Origin of the sequence: Paenibacillus phytorum, from assembly GCF_013141715.1 — a bacterium.
GTDB classification, from domain to species: Bacteria; Bacillota; Bacilli; order Paenibacillales; family NBRC-103111; genus Paenibacillus_E; species Paenibacillus_E phytorum.
On record NZ_WHOA01000237.1, the window covers coordinates 13,067 to 28,621 of the forward strand.

Here is a 15,555-nt window from a genome sequence, read left to right on the forward strand (position 1 = left end):
CTACTTCTCTAGTCAAATTCGTCACCTATCCGAAAGCCTCAATCTCCGAGACTATCCTTTCTTCTCTTAGGCAAGTCCGCCCACATAATGACAGCATCCTCGCGATTATCCGTGTAGTACCCTCTACGCACGCCAACAGAGCGGAATCCGACTTTTTCGTACAAATTTTGCGCAACGTAGTTCGAGGCTCGAACCTCAAGTGTCATCCGAATAGCCCCTAAGAAAGCAGCTGTTTTCATCAGCTCTCGAAGCAAACGTTCCCCCAGCTTACGTCCTCTATACGTATCCCGAACTGCCACATTCGTGACATGCGCCTCTTCCATGATGAGCCACATGCCACCATACCCTGCGACCTCGCCGTCGATATCCATAATCATATAATGAGCGAACTGATTGTTCGTTAATTCATTCTCGAATGCACCTTTTGTCCATGGCGTCGTGAAAGCTTCTTGCTCGATTTCACAAATAAAAGGGATGTCTTCCATTCTCATGGAACGGAACACCAACGAGTTTTCGGTTGTTTGCGGTTGTCGCTGTTCCATCATCAATGATCCCCTTTCTTCGTCTTAATCCCGGCCAGTAAATTGGCTTCGGCTTCTGGAAGTCTGGTGTAATTGGGGACAAATGTATGCACATCTGCCTTCTCCCCTTTAGCCAATCTCGGATAGGCTAGTCTCCCGATATATTCCGCTTCAATGCCATAGGAAAGGATACGAACAACTCCGTCCCAATCCCGCGCAAATTGTTCCAGTTCATCTATAAACCCTTCGGTTTCACCTACAAACAGAATCGCATGGGGCCTTTGTTCTTGCACAGATGAGGCTGCTAGCTTAATGATTTGCTCCGTCCAAGATCCAATAACACGAATGCCATCAGGCAGTACTTCTTGCCAGCTTGCTCCTAGCTCTCCACTAGCTGTCATAGGAGAAGCACCCTCATAGGCATAGACTGCTGTAAAAGCCTGCTTACGTCTACCATCCATGAGCGGAACTACCCAAGTTGGCCCATTTCCTGTCGCGCGCTGCTCTTTCATAGCACCACCAAGTGCCATTGCTTCTAAGCTGGACACACCAATGAGATCAAGACTTAACGACCATGCGAATGTTTTGGCAACAGACACGGCAATACGAACCCCTGTATAGGAACCGGGGCCTTGGCCCACAGCGACCGATTGAAGGTCCTTGGGTTTGAGATGTAAACTCGCAAGCAAATCTTGAATATGGGGAAGAAGCCCTATCGAGTGATTCCGTTCAGCGTAGGAGCTGACCTCGCCCAGCATATTTCCATTTTCCAAAATAGCAACTGTCATTGCAGATGTTGAGGTGTCGATGGCCAAGCATCGTCCTAAATTCATTGTCCGTTCTGTCATTGTAAATGTCCGTTCTCCTTCATTTGTACACACCAGCTCTGATACGGGGCTCCGTGCGGAGTCAGGTGAAATACTCTGGTTTGATCATCCTGATGGGCGATCGTGATAGCTAGTCTCTCTGGCGGCAAAAGGTCTTCAATTAAGCTTGACCATTCGATCAGCGTAACACCCGCTCCATAAAAATAATCATCGAGCCCTAATTCATCCGCTTCCTCTTGGGAAATGCGGTACATATCCATATGGTAGAAAGGAAGCTCGGCTCCCTCGTATTCTTTGATAATGGTAAATGTAGGCGAGTTGACGATTTCGGTAATTCCCATCGCTCTGGCAAAGCCTTGCGAAAACCTCGTTTTTCCCGCACCCAAATCCCCATCTAGTGTAAAGACGGTGCCAGGCTGCAAATAAGCGGCCAGCAATCTCCCTAGTTTATCGGTATCTTCCTCATGCTGGGAGTTGTACGTAAATGTGGATTGAGGCAAGTAGATCTCATCCCTTTCTTTCCGTTTGCGCGTGCTGCTCCTATTATAGTCCTCGCTAGTAGGCAACATCAACTCTCTAATCAAAATAAACGACTTCGTCGTCCCTTAGGGGCGAGCGCGTTTATCAAGATTGATGCGGAGCAAGAGTATAAAACTTATACTCACTTAATCAATTGAAAAAGCCCGCCCCGAAATAACTCGGAGCAGGCTTTTGCTGTTCTTTCACATCCACTAATGGACCTCTTCTAACTCTTGAACCGTCACAACCCGAGAATCAGCCGGGTTTTCTTCCGCATGAACTTTGGCAACTGCTTTGCCGGTATCCACACTGTCGATCCAGACAGGGAGGCCATTTAACTCGACGTGAATCTTCTCATCGGCGGCTAAAATTTCTTGAGCGCGATGAATGTTCATGGCTCATCCAATACGGATTCCGGATGATCCATCGTATCCGTCGTCGAGGATTCGATTAATCCATTGTGCATGGTGACGTTACCGCCTCCCAAGCCTTCGTTAATCATGCGATCAATGTCCATGAAATGATCATCTTTCCCTTGACTGTCTGTATCTTGGGATGCATTTGAATCTTGTGCCATCCGTGAATCCCTCCTTAGCATAGATTAGCTTCATGGTAATCAACTTGCGTTTTTAACGTACCCACTCTCAAGGCCATCTATTCTCTTAAATCCCTACCGTATAAAGCCATTAATTCAAGAGAATACTAGTACAATCACGACTATTGGGGAGGAATCACGAGATGCATACGGTTTGGAAAGGCGCTATTAGCTTCGGACTTGTTCATGTGCCTGTGAAAATGTTTTCGGCAACGGAAGATAAGGATATCTCCATGCGTTACATACATAAAACTTGTATTACACCGCTCTCCTATGTGCGTAAATGCCAGACTTGTGAGAAAGAAGTAGAGTGGGAGGAAATTTCCAAAGGATACGAGTATGAACCTGGACGTTTCGTTATTTTTGAGAAAGATGAATTAGAAAATATCTCGGGTGAAGCGAATAAGGAGATCAAGATTCTGGATTTCGTCAACTTGACAGATATTGATCCCGTTTATTTTCAAAAGACCTACTATCTTGGGCCTGGAGACACAGGGTCTGGCGCCTATCATTTGCTGTTGGACTCTATGCGTCAAACCGGCAAAATCGGCATCGCCAAAGTCTCGATCCGTTCCAAAAGCTCACTTGCCGCCATTCGAGTTATCGAGAACTGCCTTGCTATGGAAACTATTTTTTACCCGGATGAGATTCGTCCGATTTCTCAAGTTCCCAACCTTCCCGAGAAAGTCACTGTGAACGAGCGTGAAATGGAAATGGCGAAGATGCTCATCAGCCAGCTATCGACACCTTTTGAGCCTGAGAAGTATAAAGATGAATACCGCGGTCGCTTACTGGAAGCAATCGAGCATAAGGTGGCTGGAGAAGAAGTACAATCGGCGCCTGCGCTGCAGAAAACGAGTGTTATTGATCTCATGGCCGCGCTGCAAGCAAGTCTTGACGCCACGAAATCGACGGATGGTAAAGTAGCGCTAGGTGAGGACGCCAGTGTCACTGAGGTCAAGAAGCCGAAAGCGAAACCGAGAGCCAAAAAGGTCAAAGAACCGGTAACGTGAAAGTGAATAGGACACAAATAAAGCGCTGATTCTTGATTTTCAAGGATTAGCGCTTTTGCTTTGTTCTGTTGTATCATCTACATATTCTGTGCGAAGGTGCAATCCGCTATATCCATTTGAACGAAAGCTTGAATGCTGGGATGCCTCATCGTTCCGTGGGGAGTCCATTCAAGAAATTGGATTTTCGCCGTTAACTTGGGTTGGGTCCAAATGGCTTCTTTACTCCGCTCAGGTTCGTTGATAAATGGCTTTTGTGGCGTCGTCATCGGTTCAATGATCTTCGTCAATTGACGCCAATCTTCCCTGCTTAGTTTCCCTGTGCCAGCGTGGCCTATATAGATAAAACGGCCTTCTTTGTCGTATAACCCTAGCAATATCGCATTGACAACTCCGGCCCTAGTCGTTACCCCGCCAATCACAGCAAATAGGTCACGGAAAATCTTCTTCTTCACCCAACGACTGTCTTTTCCCCCAATGGCATAAGTACTTTTGAGATCCTTACATACAACCCCCTCCATACCATGCTCCTTCATAACATTGAAGAGTTTGTTTCCGTCCGCAATGTTTTGCGTAATTTGAAATTGGGGCAAAGGGGTAATCACTTCATGGAGGATCTTCTGTCTCTCTGATAATGGCTTATCCAAGACCCACTTGTCATTGTACATGAGGATATCAAAAATCATATATGTAATGGGCGTCTGCGTGACCGCTCTATCTATGCTTTGACTTTTCCGCAAAGATTCCCTCTTCATAATCTCGTGAAAGGCAGGCTTCTTTTGATCAAATGCTATGATTTCCCCGTCTAAGATGACGGAAGAAGCCGAACAATATGTTTTAATTTCTAGCAGCTCGGGGTACTGCTTGGTACGATCATTACATCGGCGATTCACTAAACGAACGTCATTTCCATCAAAATAGGTTAGCATTCTGACGCCGTCCCATTTAATCTGGGCCACCCAATTATCGGATGTTGGAATGGTTTCAGTGCTGATCGGCTCGAAAGGTAATACGGGCTTAAGTTCCATGTGGTTCTCCCATGTTTGATTTGTTCTCTTCATTGTTGCCATTATTAAAATAGAACAAACCAACTATACTAGCTGCCAAGGCGATCAATGTTTGCTTCAAGCCAAGTTTACCCCCAAAACATGTTGTACTTCATACAACAATAAGTAAGCACAATTCCGCGTTATTTTCAGAATTGTTGCAGAAAATACACCATTTACTCCTAAAAGTAGCCTCATAGCATGAAATATGGCTGAATTGTTGTACAACGTACAACATCTACAACTTGATGAGAAGAAACGAAAGAAATTGTTGTACACTGTACAACTTTCGCTCATAATAAGCCGATAAATGCTAGACTCAAAAGCATCCTAATCATCCTGCTTGCTTAAAATAAAAAAGCAAACACTCATCAACATATAATTAAGTAATTATATAAGCATTGACAAATGAATAGGTAATTGAGAAAATGACAAAGAAAATTCTTGTACTTTACGTCTTATGAAGGAGCGTGCAGCTTTGGTTGAATTAGAAAAAGTCGCGGACGTTTGCAAGCTGCTGGGGGATAAAATGCGGCTCACGATTCTCTCGCTTCTTAAGGAACGCGAGCTTTGCGTGTGCGAAATTGTGGAAATCATGAACACCAGCCAGCCTAATGTGAGTCAACATATGCGGAAATTGAAGGACGGCGGCTTGGTTAAGGAAGCCAAGAAGGGGCAATGGGTCTATTATTCCTTAAACATTGACGATAAGCCCTATTTGCATGTATTATTTCAATATTTGCCTTCTCAAAAAGAAAAGGTAGATCTCATATCTTGCGAACAGCTCAATTTCTGCGACTAGCAGATATTTACTATTAAGGAGGTTTAAGAGGAACACATGGTTTACTTAGCAGTTATCATCTTTTTACTTACACTGACCTTCGTTATTTGGCAGCCTCGAGGGCTGAATATTGGATGGTCCGCATCAGCAGGTGCCATTCTTGCACTGCTCTTTCAAGTTGTTTCTCTGAATGATGTTGTCACTGTGACTGGCATTGTGTGGAATGCGACTTTGACTTTTGTCGCCATTATTCTGATCTCCCTCATCTTGGACAACATTGGATTCTTTGAATGGTCTGCCCTTCATATGGCACGAATTGCCAAAGGGAACGGGAAAGTCATGTTCGTCTATGTCATCCTGCTCGGGGCCGCTGTTGCTGCATTTTTCTCCAATGATGGCGCCGCGCTAATTCTAACGCCAATTGTTCTAGCTATGGTTCGTGCCTTGAAATTTCCAGATAAAATGATTCTGCCCTTCATTATGGCCAGTGGTTTTATTGCAGATACGACATCCTTTCCTTTCGTTGTGAGCAACTTGGTGAACATCGTATCGGCTGACTTTTTCGGTATTGATTTTGTCACCTATGCTAGCCGAATGTTTATTACAAGTCTAATCTCATTAGCTGCTAGTTTGCTTGTGCTGTTCCTGTATTTTAGAAAAGACATTCCTCAAAACTACGATGTCACTCAGCTTAAGCGTCCTTCTGATGCGATTAAGGATATTCAGCTATTCCGATTATCTTGGGTCATTCTTGGGATCCTATTAGCTGCTTACCTAATCAGTGGGTTTATTAAAATTCCTGTTTCCATCATAGCCGGGGCCGCTGCACTAAACTTCATTCTGATTGCCCGATCGAGCAAGGTGATCGAAACCAAAAAAATCATCAAAGATGCGCCATGGGCTGTCGTGATTTTTTCAATCGGCATGTACGTAGTTGTTTATGGATTAAAGAATGCTGGCTTAACCAATGCTCTTGGAGAACTAATTGACACCATTTCAAGACAAGGCTTGTTCGCTGCCACCATAGGGATGGGCTTCCTGGCTGCTATCCTTTCCTCGGTTATGAATAACATGCCGACGGTTATGATTGATGCGCTAGCGATCAAGGGCACTCAAACAGAAGGAATCATTCGTGAAGCTCTCATCTATGCCAATGTCATAGGCTCCGATTTAGGGCCTAAAATTACACCAATCGGCTCGCTCGCGACTCTATTATGGCTCCATGTCCTATCCAAAAAAGGTGTGAAAATCACCTGGGGGTACTATTTTAAAATAGGCATCATCCTTACGATCCCAACTTTGTTAATCACGTTAATTGGTCTGTACCTATGGTTAAACGTAGTTTCATAATCAACCTTTAAGGAGATGTTCACTATGGACAAAAAAATCGTATATTTTCTATGCACGGGAAATTCTTGCCGGAGTCAAATCGCAGATGGTTATTTGAATGCTTTGGGCAGTGACAAATATGAAGTGAAAAGTGCCGGTCTGGAGGCCCACGGTCTAAACCCAAGAGCGGTTGCCACGATGAAAGAGGATGGCATTGATATCTCTACTCATACCTCTGATGTGATTGACCCTGAAATTTTGAGTCAAGCCGATTACATTATTACATTGTGCGGTCATGCCAATGACAACTGCCCTGTTGTGCGTAATGATAAAGCCGAAAGATGGCATTGGGGCTTCGATGACCCGGCCAAATCAACAGGAACAGAAGAAGAAATTACAGCCAAATTCCGCGAGGTTCGCGATGCCATTAAAGCTCGTATTACGCAGTTCGTAAAAGAAGGTAACTAAGATGATCAAAAGAATGCACGTTGCTGTGAATTGCTCTGATCTTTACAAGTCGTTAGATTTTTACCGCGCTTTCTTCGGCGCTGAGCCGACGAAAGTCAAAGACAACTACGCGAAATTCGAGCTGGAGAGCCCCGCTCTTCACTTCTCTTTGAATGTCAGACCGTTCGAGAAAAACGGCGTTCTCAATCATTTGGGATTCCAAGTGGATAACACAGAAGACGTACTGCAGATGGGTGAGCGTTTGAGACAAAGTGGCCTACTTCTTACCGACGAAATGAACACGACCTGCTGTTATGCTGTTCAAGATAAGGTTTGGGTATATGATCCCGACGGAAACGCTTGGGAAATCTTTTATACCAAAGAAGATTCCGAATTTGAATCCGCGGGAGAGCCATTGGATGCCTCATTATGCTGTGCACCACCGTCCGCACCTGTAAAAGCAACTATAGAATTCACACCATTTAAGAAAAAATAAGGAGGGCGTATCTATGCCGAAAAATTATCAAGCCTTAATCGAAGATAAGATCTTCTTTGGCGGTGCCTCTGACGTTGAGGACATGGTCAAGAACGAGAATGTTGAAGTGATTGTTGATCTACGTGGAGAAGCCACGGAGTGTGCTTTCCCAGCCGGTAACGTCGAATGGATTAAAGTACCCCTTGGAGACAACGCCGAGGGACCACAAGATCAGCTTTTCCAGCAAGCAATCGATCACGTTGTAGAGGCTTATAAAAGTGGCAAAAAGGTTGGCTTTCACTGTGGTGGCGGCAAAGGCCGTACCGGTGCTGTGGCCATTGGCACTTTGATAACATTGGGCAAAAGCCAGACCATTGAAGAAGCGGAGAAAATTGCTCAAAGCATTCGCCCTGTTGTGAATGTTAGAGCCCCTCAACGTGAGGCTCTTGAGAAAATATTTAATAGATAAAATTTAATAAATAAACCATAAAAACTAGACCCCTGAGCAAATTTGCTTAGAGGCCTAGTTTTTTGCTATTCTTTAACGCTGCTTATCTTTCAATAATTTGTTCGCGTTTCGGTCCAATGGAGACCCAGCGAATAGGTACACCAATCAATTTCTCAATGTGAAGTACATAATTTTGAGCTTCAATTGGGAGATCCTTAAAAGTACGAATATGTGAAATATCACACTTCCAACCCGGCAGCTTTTCATAAACTGGCTCTGCTTGCTGTAATTGTGAAGTATGCGGGAAATCCATGCTAATCTCATTTTGAATACGATAAGCGTTGCATATTGGAATCTCCTCCAGATAGCCCAGTACATCTAGATTAGTTAGGGCAACCTCGGTTGCGCCCTGCAGTTGACAGCCATACTTGGTCGCAACGGCATCGAACCATCCTACGCGCCTTGGCCTGCCGGTTGTTGCACCGAATTCTCCTGCATCCCCGCCACGCGTGCGCAACTCATGAGCAGCCTCGTCATGAATTTCTGATACGAATGGCCCTTCGCCGACACAGCTTGAATAAGCCTTCGTTACAGCGACAACTTTCTTAATGGCATATGGAGGAACGCCTGCCCCAACAGCAGCGTATCCAGCCAATGTGGATGAAGATGTCGTATAAGGATAAATACCATGGTCAGGATCTCGTAACGCTCCCAACTGTCCCTCAACTAATACCGATTGTCCTTTTGCAAATGCTTCTTGAAGCAATGTTGTCGTATTGCATACAAATGGCTGAATGAATGCCGCTTGCTTCTGCACTTCATCAACAAGCTGATCTACATCCAGGGGAGCCTTTTTATATAAATGTGTGAGAAGTATATTTTTGGACTCCAAAGCCCTAGTTAACTTTGATCTTAAATGACTTTCATCAAATAATTCGGACACTTGTATGCCAAGCTTCGCATATTTATCCGCGTAGAATGGCGAAATCCCTTGCTTAGTGGACCCAAACTTCCTATCCCCTAAACGTTCCTCCTCCAACTCATCGAAAAGAATGTGATAAGGAAGCACAACTTGCGCGCGTTCAGAAATACATATCTTAGGCTCTGGTACGCCTCGCTTCACTAATTCCTGAAATTCACTTTGCAGCTTACTCATATTTAAGGCAACACCTGGTCCAATTACGTTCGTGGTCCCTGGATAGAACACTCCTGAAGGCAGCATATGCAGCGCAAATTTTCCATAGTCGTTAATAATCGTATGCCCAGCATTGCTCCCTCCTTGGTACCTAACTACAAACTGGGAATGAACGGCAAGCACATCTGTTAATTTTCCTTTGCCTTCGTCTCCCCAATTCGCTCCCACAATAGCTGTAATCGTCATCTTAAGATCAACCTCCCATTGAAATAACTCCCTACAACTAAGTATAATGACAATGTTCATATTAAAAAAATTAATATTACTTATAATAGGTATTAACAATATTGATATCCTGGAGGTGAACGAACGATGATTCACAATATGGAACTATATCAAGTCTTCTACATCACGGCAAAAGCGGGAAGTCTGTCCAAGGCAGCTGATGAACTATTTGTGACACAACCAGCTGTTACGCATTCGATCAAACAATTAGAGGCAAAACTGGGTGGGCAATTATTTTTCCGCACATCTCGAGGAGTGACACTAACAACGGAGGGTCGCGAGCTTTTCACCTATATTGAGCAGGCTTATCATTTTATTCTTAATGGTGAAAGAAAGATTATGGAGATGCATCAACTTACGCACGGAGAGGTGAAAATCGGAGCTGGTGATACGCTTTGTAAACATTTTCTGTTGCCGCATCTTAAGCAGTTTCACGAATCGTTCCCCAAAGTAAAGATACAAGTAACGAACAGAACCACAACGGAGACCATTACTCTGCTAAAAGAGGGGAAAATTGATCTAGGTATCGTCAATCTCCCTATTTCTGACCCTCATATTTCCATTCAAGAAAGCATTGTCATTCATGACTGCTTCTTAACAGGGGCAGCGTACAAGCAGCTTGCAGAGATCCCTATTTCTCTTCAGAAGTTGCTCGAGTATCCGATTATTCTTCTTGAAAAGGGCAGCAGCACTCGCGCCTACTTAGATCATTTTGCTGAAGAGCATGGTTTATCCATGAAGCCCGAGATTGAGCTTGGAAGTGTTGATTTACTGATCGAATTTGCTAGAAATGGATTCGGTATTGCTTGCGGAATTAGAGAGTTTGTCAATCAAGAACTTTTGGACGAAACATTGTATGAAATTCAGTTAACAACACCGATTCCAGCCAGAAAAGTTGGTATTATTAAATTAAAGAGCACACCCCTATCTGCTGCTGCGACTCATGTATATGATACTTTAAGACAAATGTGAGAAAACCTCTATCGAAGCCATCCAAAGATGGGCGACTGCGTTTAATAAGGAGGGACTTTGGTCTCCAACCAAAGATCCCTATATGAGGATTTATCGCCAACAATAGCTCAAATCTCATCAGATAAAGCCCTCTCGTTCCACTAATTCAATGATTAACTCATTTCATCCACTTTAGCGGCTTGTCGTTCCGTTAGAACAACTATGACCAAAAAACGTGAATACCGCGCTTTCCGTGAGAGCTCTGCGAGCCGAAGTTAGCCGACTGAGTCTGAGAAGCTGATAATCGACTTCTCAGCAGACCATCCTGCGCGTCTGCTCTGAATAAGCTCAAAAACGCGCTTAGCTTTGCTTCCCCCAAACCCTAAACATATAAATTCTGATATGACCAAAAGGACCTCCCCCTATTGGCGGAAGTCCTTATGGATACGTGTAACCATCTTTAAGCTAGATACCCCTCAAGGATTATAACCCTTTTGGGACAGCCCCTCTTTTCCTCGCCATAGCCGCCTTCTAAATCCCCGACAAATAGTTTTTCACAGCCTCGACTGCTTCTTTCCTATTTCCAGCCTTGATAACGACTCGGTCTTGTTCATATTGCTTCATCGCATGCTCATAGCGCGGGTCATAGTAATGCAACAGAAGCAGCCTGACGGCTTTCTCATAGTGCTGTTCCTGAAGATTTGTCTCAATTTCTTTGGCTATTGGGGTATGGATGCGGTCTTTAATATGCTTAAACGCGTGTAAAATATCCGGCTGATGTTCGAAAGGTTTATAATCCTCAATAATATGCTGAACACGTTCTTCGATGGGCATTTCGATAAAAATCTGCTTGGCGGCTTCTTTTTTTTGAACGAGAAACTCAGGAAGAACGACTTTGCCTATTCGCTTGCTTTCTCCCTCTATTAAAACGTAAGGCGCTGTTTCAAGCTTCAACAGTTGTCCGACGAGTAAGGATTCGAATGTCTTTTGGTTATGAGATTTTAGGCCAATTTCTCCAAAAATGGAGCCTCTATGACCCGCCATCCCTTCAAAATCCAAGACAGGATAGCCTTCTTCCAAAAGACTGCGTAAAATAGCTGTTTTCCCCGTTCCCGTGTTTCCCAGAATAACGTGTGCAGGCGGCTTAAAATCTCCAAGCTGCTCTAGTGTACTTACAACCCACTTCCGATAAGCCCGAATACCTCCGGTCAAGCGGTAAACCCGAATGCCCATCAACGACAAAACAGTTGCTGTTGTTTTACTTCTCATCCCGCCGCGCCAGCAGAAAACGACCTTCGGTTCCTTGATTTGCTCGAAAGTCTTCACAAAAGCGGGCAGCTTCGCAGAAACGATCTCCAGCCCTCTATCCTTAGCTGCTTGCACGCTCACTTGCTTATAGAGGGTACCTATCTCGGCACGCTCTGCATCCTCAAATATGGGAATATTCAAGCTGCCGGGGAATGTGCCATCTTCAAATTCGGAAGAGGAACGAACGTCGATCGGAATGATCTCTTTTTTATTTTGCAGGGTTAGTAATTCTTCGATGGTGATATCTTGAAACAATGGATTTTCGCTCCTTTAAAGTACAACAATACGTCCAGGATGTTCTGCGGTGATTTCACCAATTAAGCTCGCTTCTACACCTGCATCCTTCAGTTTGCGAAGCAATTCATCAGCCTGCTCTCCATCGACAGAGATGAGGAGACCACCTGAGGTGACCGCGTCGCATAAAATCCATTGACTAATTTGATCCAACGATTCAGCAAATGTGATCGATTCTTGTACGTGAGCGAAGTTGTTCTTGGTACCCCCAGGAACGAATCCCTCTTCGGCCAGCTCTCGCACCCGCGGCAATACAGGTACATCTTGCGCAGTTATGCGAATACCCACGCCGCTGCCTTTGGCCATTTCCAGAGAATGCCCCATTAAACCAAAGCCCGTCACATCTGTGCAGGCATGAACGTTATAAGGCTCCATCGTTTCTGCCGCGGTCTTATTCAGCGTTGCCATCACCTGCGTAACTCGCTGAATTTCTTCTTCATTCAATCGATCCTTTTTGATCGAGGTTGTCAGAATACCTACACCAATCGGCTTTGTTAAGATCAATTTATCTCCAGGCTTAGCTCCTGCATTGGTGCGAATTTTCCCTGGGTGCACTAATCCCGTGACGGCGAGTCCAAACTTCGGCTCGTTATCATCAATGGAATGACCACCTACTAGTGTAATTCCTGCTTCCTGCATTTTATCTCCAGCGCCACGCAAAATATCGGCAAGCACTTGCTTGGGAAGCGTTTTAATCGGAAAAGCAACAATGTTTAATGCCGTTAATGGCTTACCGCCCATCGCATAAATATCACTGATGGCATTCGCCGCAGCTACTTGTCCGAATGAATAGGGATCGTCAACGATCGGAGTGAAGAAATCTACAGTTTGAACGAGCGCAAGCTCTTCAGTTAATTTATAAACCCCTGCATCATCGCTAGTATCTATCCCAACGAGAAGATTGGGGTTGGCAACTGTAGGCGGCAAAGATTTTATCACTTGAGAAAGATCTCCCGGACCGATTTTGCATCCGCATCCACCTTTCGTGGAGTAAGAGGTTAGTTTGATTTTATCCCCTGTTGTCATCTGGCATCTATCCCTTCATCATTTTCATGCTATGTATGTATTCCATGATAACCGATTTGACGCCAATCATAAAATAAAACGAACATCTCTTATCTGTGAGCTGAATCACAGAGCAGAAATGTTCGTTTTTGGTCATCAACGTTTCGTATGCAGCGACTTCAAGTTTGCTTCAATGGAAACACGTTGGTTCTCTAAGAATGGTGGAAGGGAAAGAGATTCGCCCAACGTCTCAAGGGGTTCATCCATAGCAAAGCCAGGACCATCGGTGGCTAGTTCAAAGAGAATGCCATTCGGCTCGCGGAAGTACAAAGAACGGAAGTAAAATCGTTCTACAAAGCCTGAGTTAGGTAATCCAGCTTGGTTAAGGATCTCAGCCCAAGCCAGCAGTTCTTCCTTGTCTTCAATACGGAAAGCAACGTGATGAACGCCGCCGCTGCCTTGACTTGTAACCGGCAGATCGCTGCGTGGCTCGACTTGCACTTCGGCCCCTGACCCACCTTCGCCTACTTGCAAGACAATGATATCTTCTTGTCCTTTAGTAAGTGCGGGAATGCGTTCTTTCTCAGTGAAGCCTAGTATGCGAAGTGCTTCCAATGTGAATTCCGGCTTCTGTACGGTCAGCAGCACTGGGCCTAGTCCGGTAATACCGTATGAGACAGGAACCGGGCTTTTTTCCCACGGCTTTCCGGCCTTAACACCTGTATTATTTTCATCGGAAACGATGGCTAGCTGCTGACCTTCCGGGTCCTCGAAAAAAATGACTTTGCGTCCCGCAAAATCCTCCACAGGGGAGTACTTTACACCATGTTCCTTGAATCGGTCTACCCAATATGAAAGCGCATCGTCATTCGCTACACGAAGGGATGTACCTGAAATACTGCCTACTCCTAAAACATTAGGCCCAACTCCCGGAAAATCAAAGAAGGTGAGTTCTGTTCCAGGATTCCCCTTTTCATCCCCATAAAATAAATGATATGCCGTTGTATCATCTTGATTGACTGTTTTCTTGACAAGCCGCATGCCAAGCACCTCGGTGTAGAACTGGAAATTCGCTGCTGCATCCCCTGTTATCGCGGTTACATGATGAATACCTTTGACGTTCAAATCTATCCGTCCTCTCTACAAATGCTCAGACCTCTGATCAAACACAACAAGTAGTCTAACCTTAACCTATTCGTAATATGAACTACGAAGTTCCCAGTATCTTCTTACCGCGCGGCTGCAAACCATTTGGATCCGGTTCTAACGTAACGCCAAAGGAGTCAATTTGGAAATCCTTCACCTTCACAGGGATACTGTATGTCAGCACACCAGTACCCTTCTCGTCTACACGGAGCGTCCCGCAATTGTATCGCTTCCCGCCTCGGTTATACCACACCTGGTAGGCCCAATCCCCTTTGGTTTCCTTGAGACCTTGCAGATTAATGACCACATTGTGGATATCGCCATTTTGCAGCACATAAGCTGTGCCAGAGGCAGTTGGCATTGTACTTTCAACGGATTTCAATTGGAACGTATGCACGATTTCCGCAGGTTGACTTAAAGAAGGGTTGGCTGAAAAGTTTTTTGGTTGTTGATTGTTCCACCATACACCTACAACGAGGCCTAAGATAATCGCAGCAGCTCCGCCATATACCCATTTATACGAACGTTTCTTCTTTTTCTTGATTGCCTTCAGTTGGGTCGGGATAATAGACTGCATAACCTGTTGCTTCAAATCCGAAGGGACTTCTACTTCCTCCATCTCAAAAGGAAGTGCCTGCCAGACCTCCTGCAGCTCGCTTAATTCTTCCCGGCATGTGACACAAGTTCGCAGATGCCGTTCGAAAGCAGCGCGTTCCCACTCCGTGCAATCACCTGTCAAATAATTGACAAGATAACTGCATTCCACAGTCTCCTGTTCTTTCATTACGTCATCCCTCCCTCAGTGATGTCAGATGCTTCCGAAGTATTTTCAAACCTTGATGCAAACGACTTTTTATCGTACCGAGCGGCTCATTCGTTTGAGTCGCAATTTCGCTTAGAGAATAGCCCTGCCAGTACATCATGTCGATCAATTGAATTTGGCTATCCGACAAATGCACATAAGCCTCTTGAATTTGCTCTCCAATCCACTTACGTGACATAACCGATTCTGGATCAGGATCGCTTGAAATGAGCGTATGTTCCCACTCTCTGGGCTCAAATTGGATCACTTGATCGAGTCTGCGCTTCTTGCGCAAGCAATCGATGGTGATATTACGGGTAACCGTGATCACCCAATTGACGAATGCACCTTTGCTTGCGTCAAAGCCCTTTTCTGTGGTCCAAAGACGTGTGAAAACAAGCTGGACAATTTCTCTGGCCGCTTGCTCTTCCTTCATGGATTTCAGCGCAAATGAATACACCAGCTTCGCATAGCGATCGTAAAGCTCTTCTAAGGCAGGATGGTGCTTAGCCATCACTAGCTTCATGAGCTCACCATCTGTTCGATTTCGCATAATTCGGTACACCCCGAGTCGAAATGAAGTTTATTATCTTTCTACCTTATCGCCAGCTAGACTTCTTGGCAATAGCTT

Annotated in this window: 19 protein-coding genes; 7 read left to right on the forward strand and 12 right to left on the reverse strand. The window is 44.8% G+C overall.

All coding sequences use genetic code 11. From position 1 onward, the window contains the following. Positions 1–38: 38 nt before the first annotated feature. The 5 genes from rimI to GC098_RS32540 all read right to left on the reverse strand — a co-directional run bounded on the left by rimI (position 39) and on the right by GC098_RS32540 (position 2,444). Positions 39–545: a ribosomal protein S18-alanine N-acetyltransferase gene (rimI, locus tag GC098_RS32520; RefSeq protein ID WP_171648000.1), complete on the reverse strand. Its 507-nt coding sequence runs from the start codon at positions 543–545 to the stop codon at positions 39–41. Then, positions 545–1,369, reverse strand: coding sequence for a tRNA (adenosine(37)-N6)-threonylcarbamoyltransferase complex dimerization subunit type 1 TsaB (gene tsaB, locus GC098_RS32525; RefSeq protein ID WP_171648002.1), 825 nt, complete (start codon positions 1,367–1,369; stop codon positions 545–547). The genes rimI and tsaB overlap by 1 nt, the downstream gene beginning before the upstream one ends. Next, on the reverse strand, positions 1,366–1,917 hold the full coding sequence (tsaE, locus tag GC098_RS32530; protein ID WP_171648004.1) for a tRNA (adenosine(37)-N6)-threonylcarbamoyltransferase complex ATPase subunit type 1 TsaE: 552 nt from the start codon (positions 1,915–1,917) through the stop codon (positions 1,366–1,368). The genes tsaB and tsaE overlap by 4 nt, the downstream gene beginning before the upstream one ends. A 162-nt stretch (positions 1,918–2,079) precedes the next feature. Then, positions 2,080–2,262, reverse strand: a complete 183-nt coding sequence (locus tag GC098_RS32535) for an H-type small acid-soluble spore protein (protein ID WP_171648005.1) — start codon at positions 2,260–2,262, stop codon at positions 2,080–2,082. Beyond that, positions 2,259–2,444 (reverse strand): hypothetical protein, encoded by a 186-nt coding sequence (locus GC098_RS32540; RefSeq protein WP_171648007.1) that lies wholly within the window; start codon positions 2,442–2,444, stop codon positions 2,259–2,261. Before GC098_RS32540 ends, GC098_RS32535 begins: the two co-directional genes overlap by 4 nt. A gap of 161 nt (positions 2,445–2,605) precedes the next feature. Here GC098_RS32540 and ku point away from each other — a divergent pair, with 161 nt between their 5' ends. Continuing rightward, positions 2,606–3,475, forward strand: coding sequence for a non-homologous end joining protein Ku (ku, locus tag GC098_RS32545; protein ID WP_171648009.1), 870 nt, complete (start codon positions 2,606–2,608; stop codon positions 3,473–3,475). A 77-nt stretch (positions 3,476–3,552) separates the two neighbouring features. Here ku and GC098_RS32550 read toward each other — a convergent pair whose 3' ends face one another. Next, a complete protein-coding gene (locus GC098_RS32550; protein WP_171648011.1) occupies positions 3,553–4,500 on the reverse strand; it encodes an ATP-dependent DNA ligase in 948 nt (315 codons plus the stop codon). A gap of 478 nt (positions 4,501–4,978) precedes the next feature. On the opposite strand from GC098_RS32550, the gene GC098_RS32555 reads away from it, so the two are divergent. From GC098_RS32555 to GC098_RS32575, 5 genes are read left to right on the forward strand one after another with little or no spacing between them, the layout of a single operon-like run. After that, complete coding sequence (locus GC098_RS32555) at positions 4,979–5,320, forward strand: ArsR/SmtB family transcription factor (RefSeq protein ID WP_376774046.1); 342 nt, start codon at positions 4,979–4,981, stop codon at positions 5,318–5,320. 36 nt (positions 5,321–5,356) lie between these two features. After that, positions 5,357–6,649, forward strand: a complete 1,293-nt coding sequence (locus GC098_RS32560; protein ID WP_171648016.1) for an arsenic transporter — start codon at positions 5,357–5,359, stop codon at positions 6,647–6,649. A 24-nt stretch (positions 6,650–6,673) separates the two neighbouring features. Then, entirely contained in the window at positions 6,674–7,096 is a 423-nt protein-coding gene (arsC, locus tag GC098_RS32565) for an arsenate reductase (thioredoxin) (protein ID WP_171648018.1), read from the forward strand. 1 nt (position 7,097) lies between these two features. Further along, positions 7,098–7,571, forward strand: coding sequence for an ArsI/CadI family heavy metal resistance metalloenzyme (locus GC098_RS32570; RefSeq protein ID WP_171648020.1), 474 nt, complete (start codon positions 7,098–7,100; stop codon positions 7,569–7,571). A 13-nt stretch (positions 7,572–7,584) separates the two neighbouring features. After that, positions 7,585–8,019: a protein-tyrosine phosphatase family protein gene (locus GC098_RS32575; RefSeq protein ID WP_171648022.1), complete on the forward strand. Its 435-nt coding sequence runs from the start codon at positions 7,585–7,587 to the stop codon at positions 8,017–8,019. 82 nt (positions 8,020–8,101) lie between these two features. Here GC098_RS32575 and GC098_RS32580 read toward each other — a convergent pair whose 3' ends face one another. Continuing rightward, a complete protein-coding gene (locus GC098_RS32580; RefSeq protein ID WP_171648024.1) occupies positions 8,102–9,379 on the reverse strand; it encodes an adenylosuccinate synthase in 1,278 nt (425 codons plus the stop codon). Between the two features lie 126 nt (positions 9,380–9,505). On the opposite strand from GC098_RS32580, the gene GC098_RS32585 reads away from it, so the two are divergent. After that, complete coding sequence (locus tag GC098_RS32585) at positions 9,506–10,390, forward strand: LysR family transcriptional regulator (protein WP_171648026.1); 885 nt, start codon at positions 9,506–9,508, stop codon at positions 10,388–10,390. Between the two features lie 510 nt (positions 10,391–10,900). Here the strand turns inward: GC098_RS32585 and mnmH are convergent. The 5 genes from mnmH to GC098_RS32610 form a co-directional block, all read right to left on the reverse strand. Beyond that, positions 10,901–11,932, reverse strand: a complete 1,032-nt coding sequence (gene mnmH, locus GC098_RS32590; protein WP_171648028.1) for a tRNA 2-selenouridine(34) synthase MnmH — start codon at positions 11,930–11,932, stop codon at positions 10,901–10,903. A 15-nt stretch (positions 11,933–11,947) separates the two neighbouring features. After that, entirely contained in the window at positions 11,948–12,997 is a 1,050-nt protein-coding gene (selD, locus tag GC098_RS32595) for a selenide, water dikinase SelD (RefSeq protein WP_171648030.1), read from the reverse strand. 135 nt (positions 12,998–13,132) lie between these two features. Beyond that, on the reverse strand, positions 13,133–14,101 hold the full coding sequence (locus GC098_RS32600; RefSeq protein WP_171648032.1) for a ring-cleaving dioxygenase: 969 nt from the start codon (positions 14,099–14,101) through the stop codon (positions 13,133–13,135). A gap of 82 nt (positions 14,102–14,183) precedes the next feature. Beyond that, positions 14,184–14,906, reverse strand: coding sequence for an anti-sigma factor (locus GC098_RS32605; RefSeq protein ID WP_171648186.1), 723 nt, complete (start codon positions 14,904–14,906; stop codon positions 14,184–14,186). A gap of 4 nt (positions 14,907–14,910) precedes the next feature. Further along, a complete protein-coding gene (locus GC098_RS32610; RefSeq protein WP_057304934.1) occupies positions 14,911–15,477 on the reverse strand; it encodes a sigma-70 family RNA polymerase sigma factor in 567 nt (188 codons plus the stop codon). Positions 15,478–15,555 lie beyond the last annotated feature (78 nt).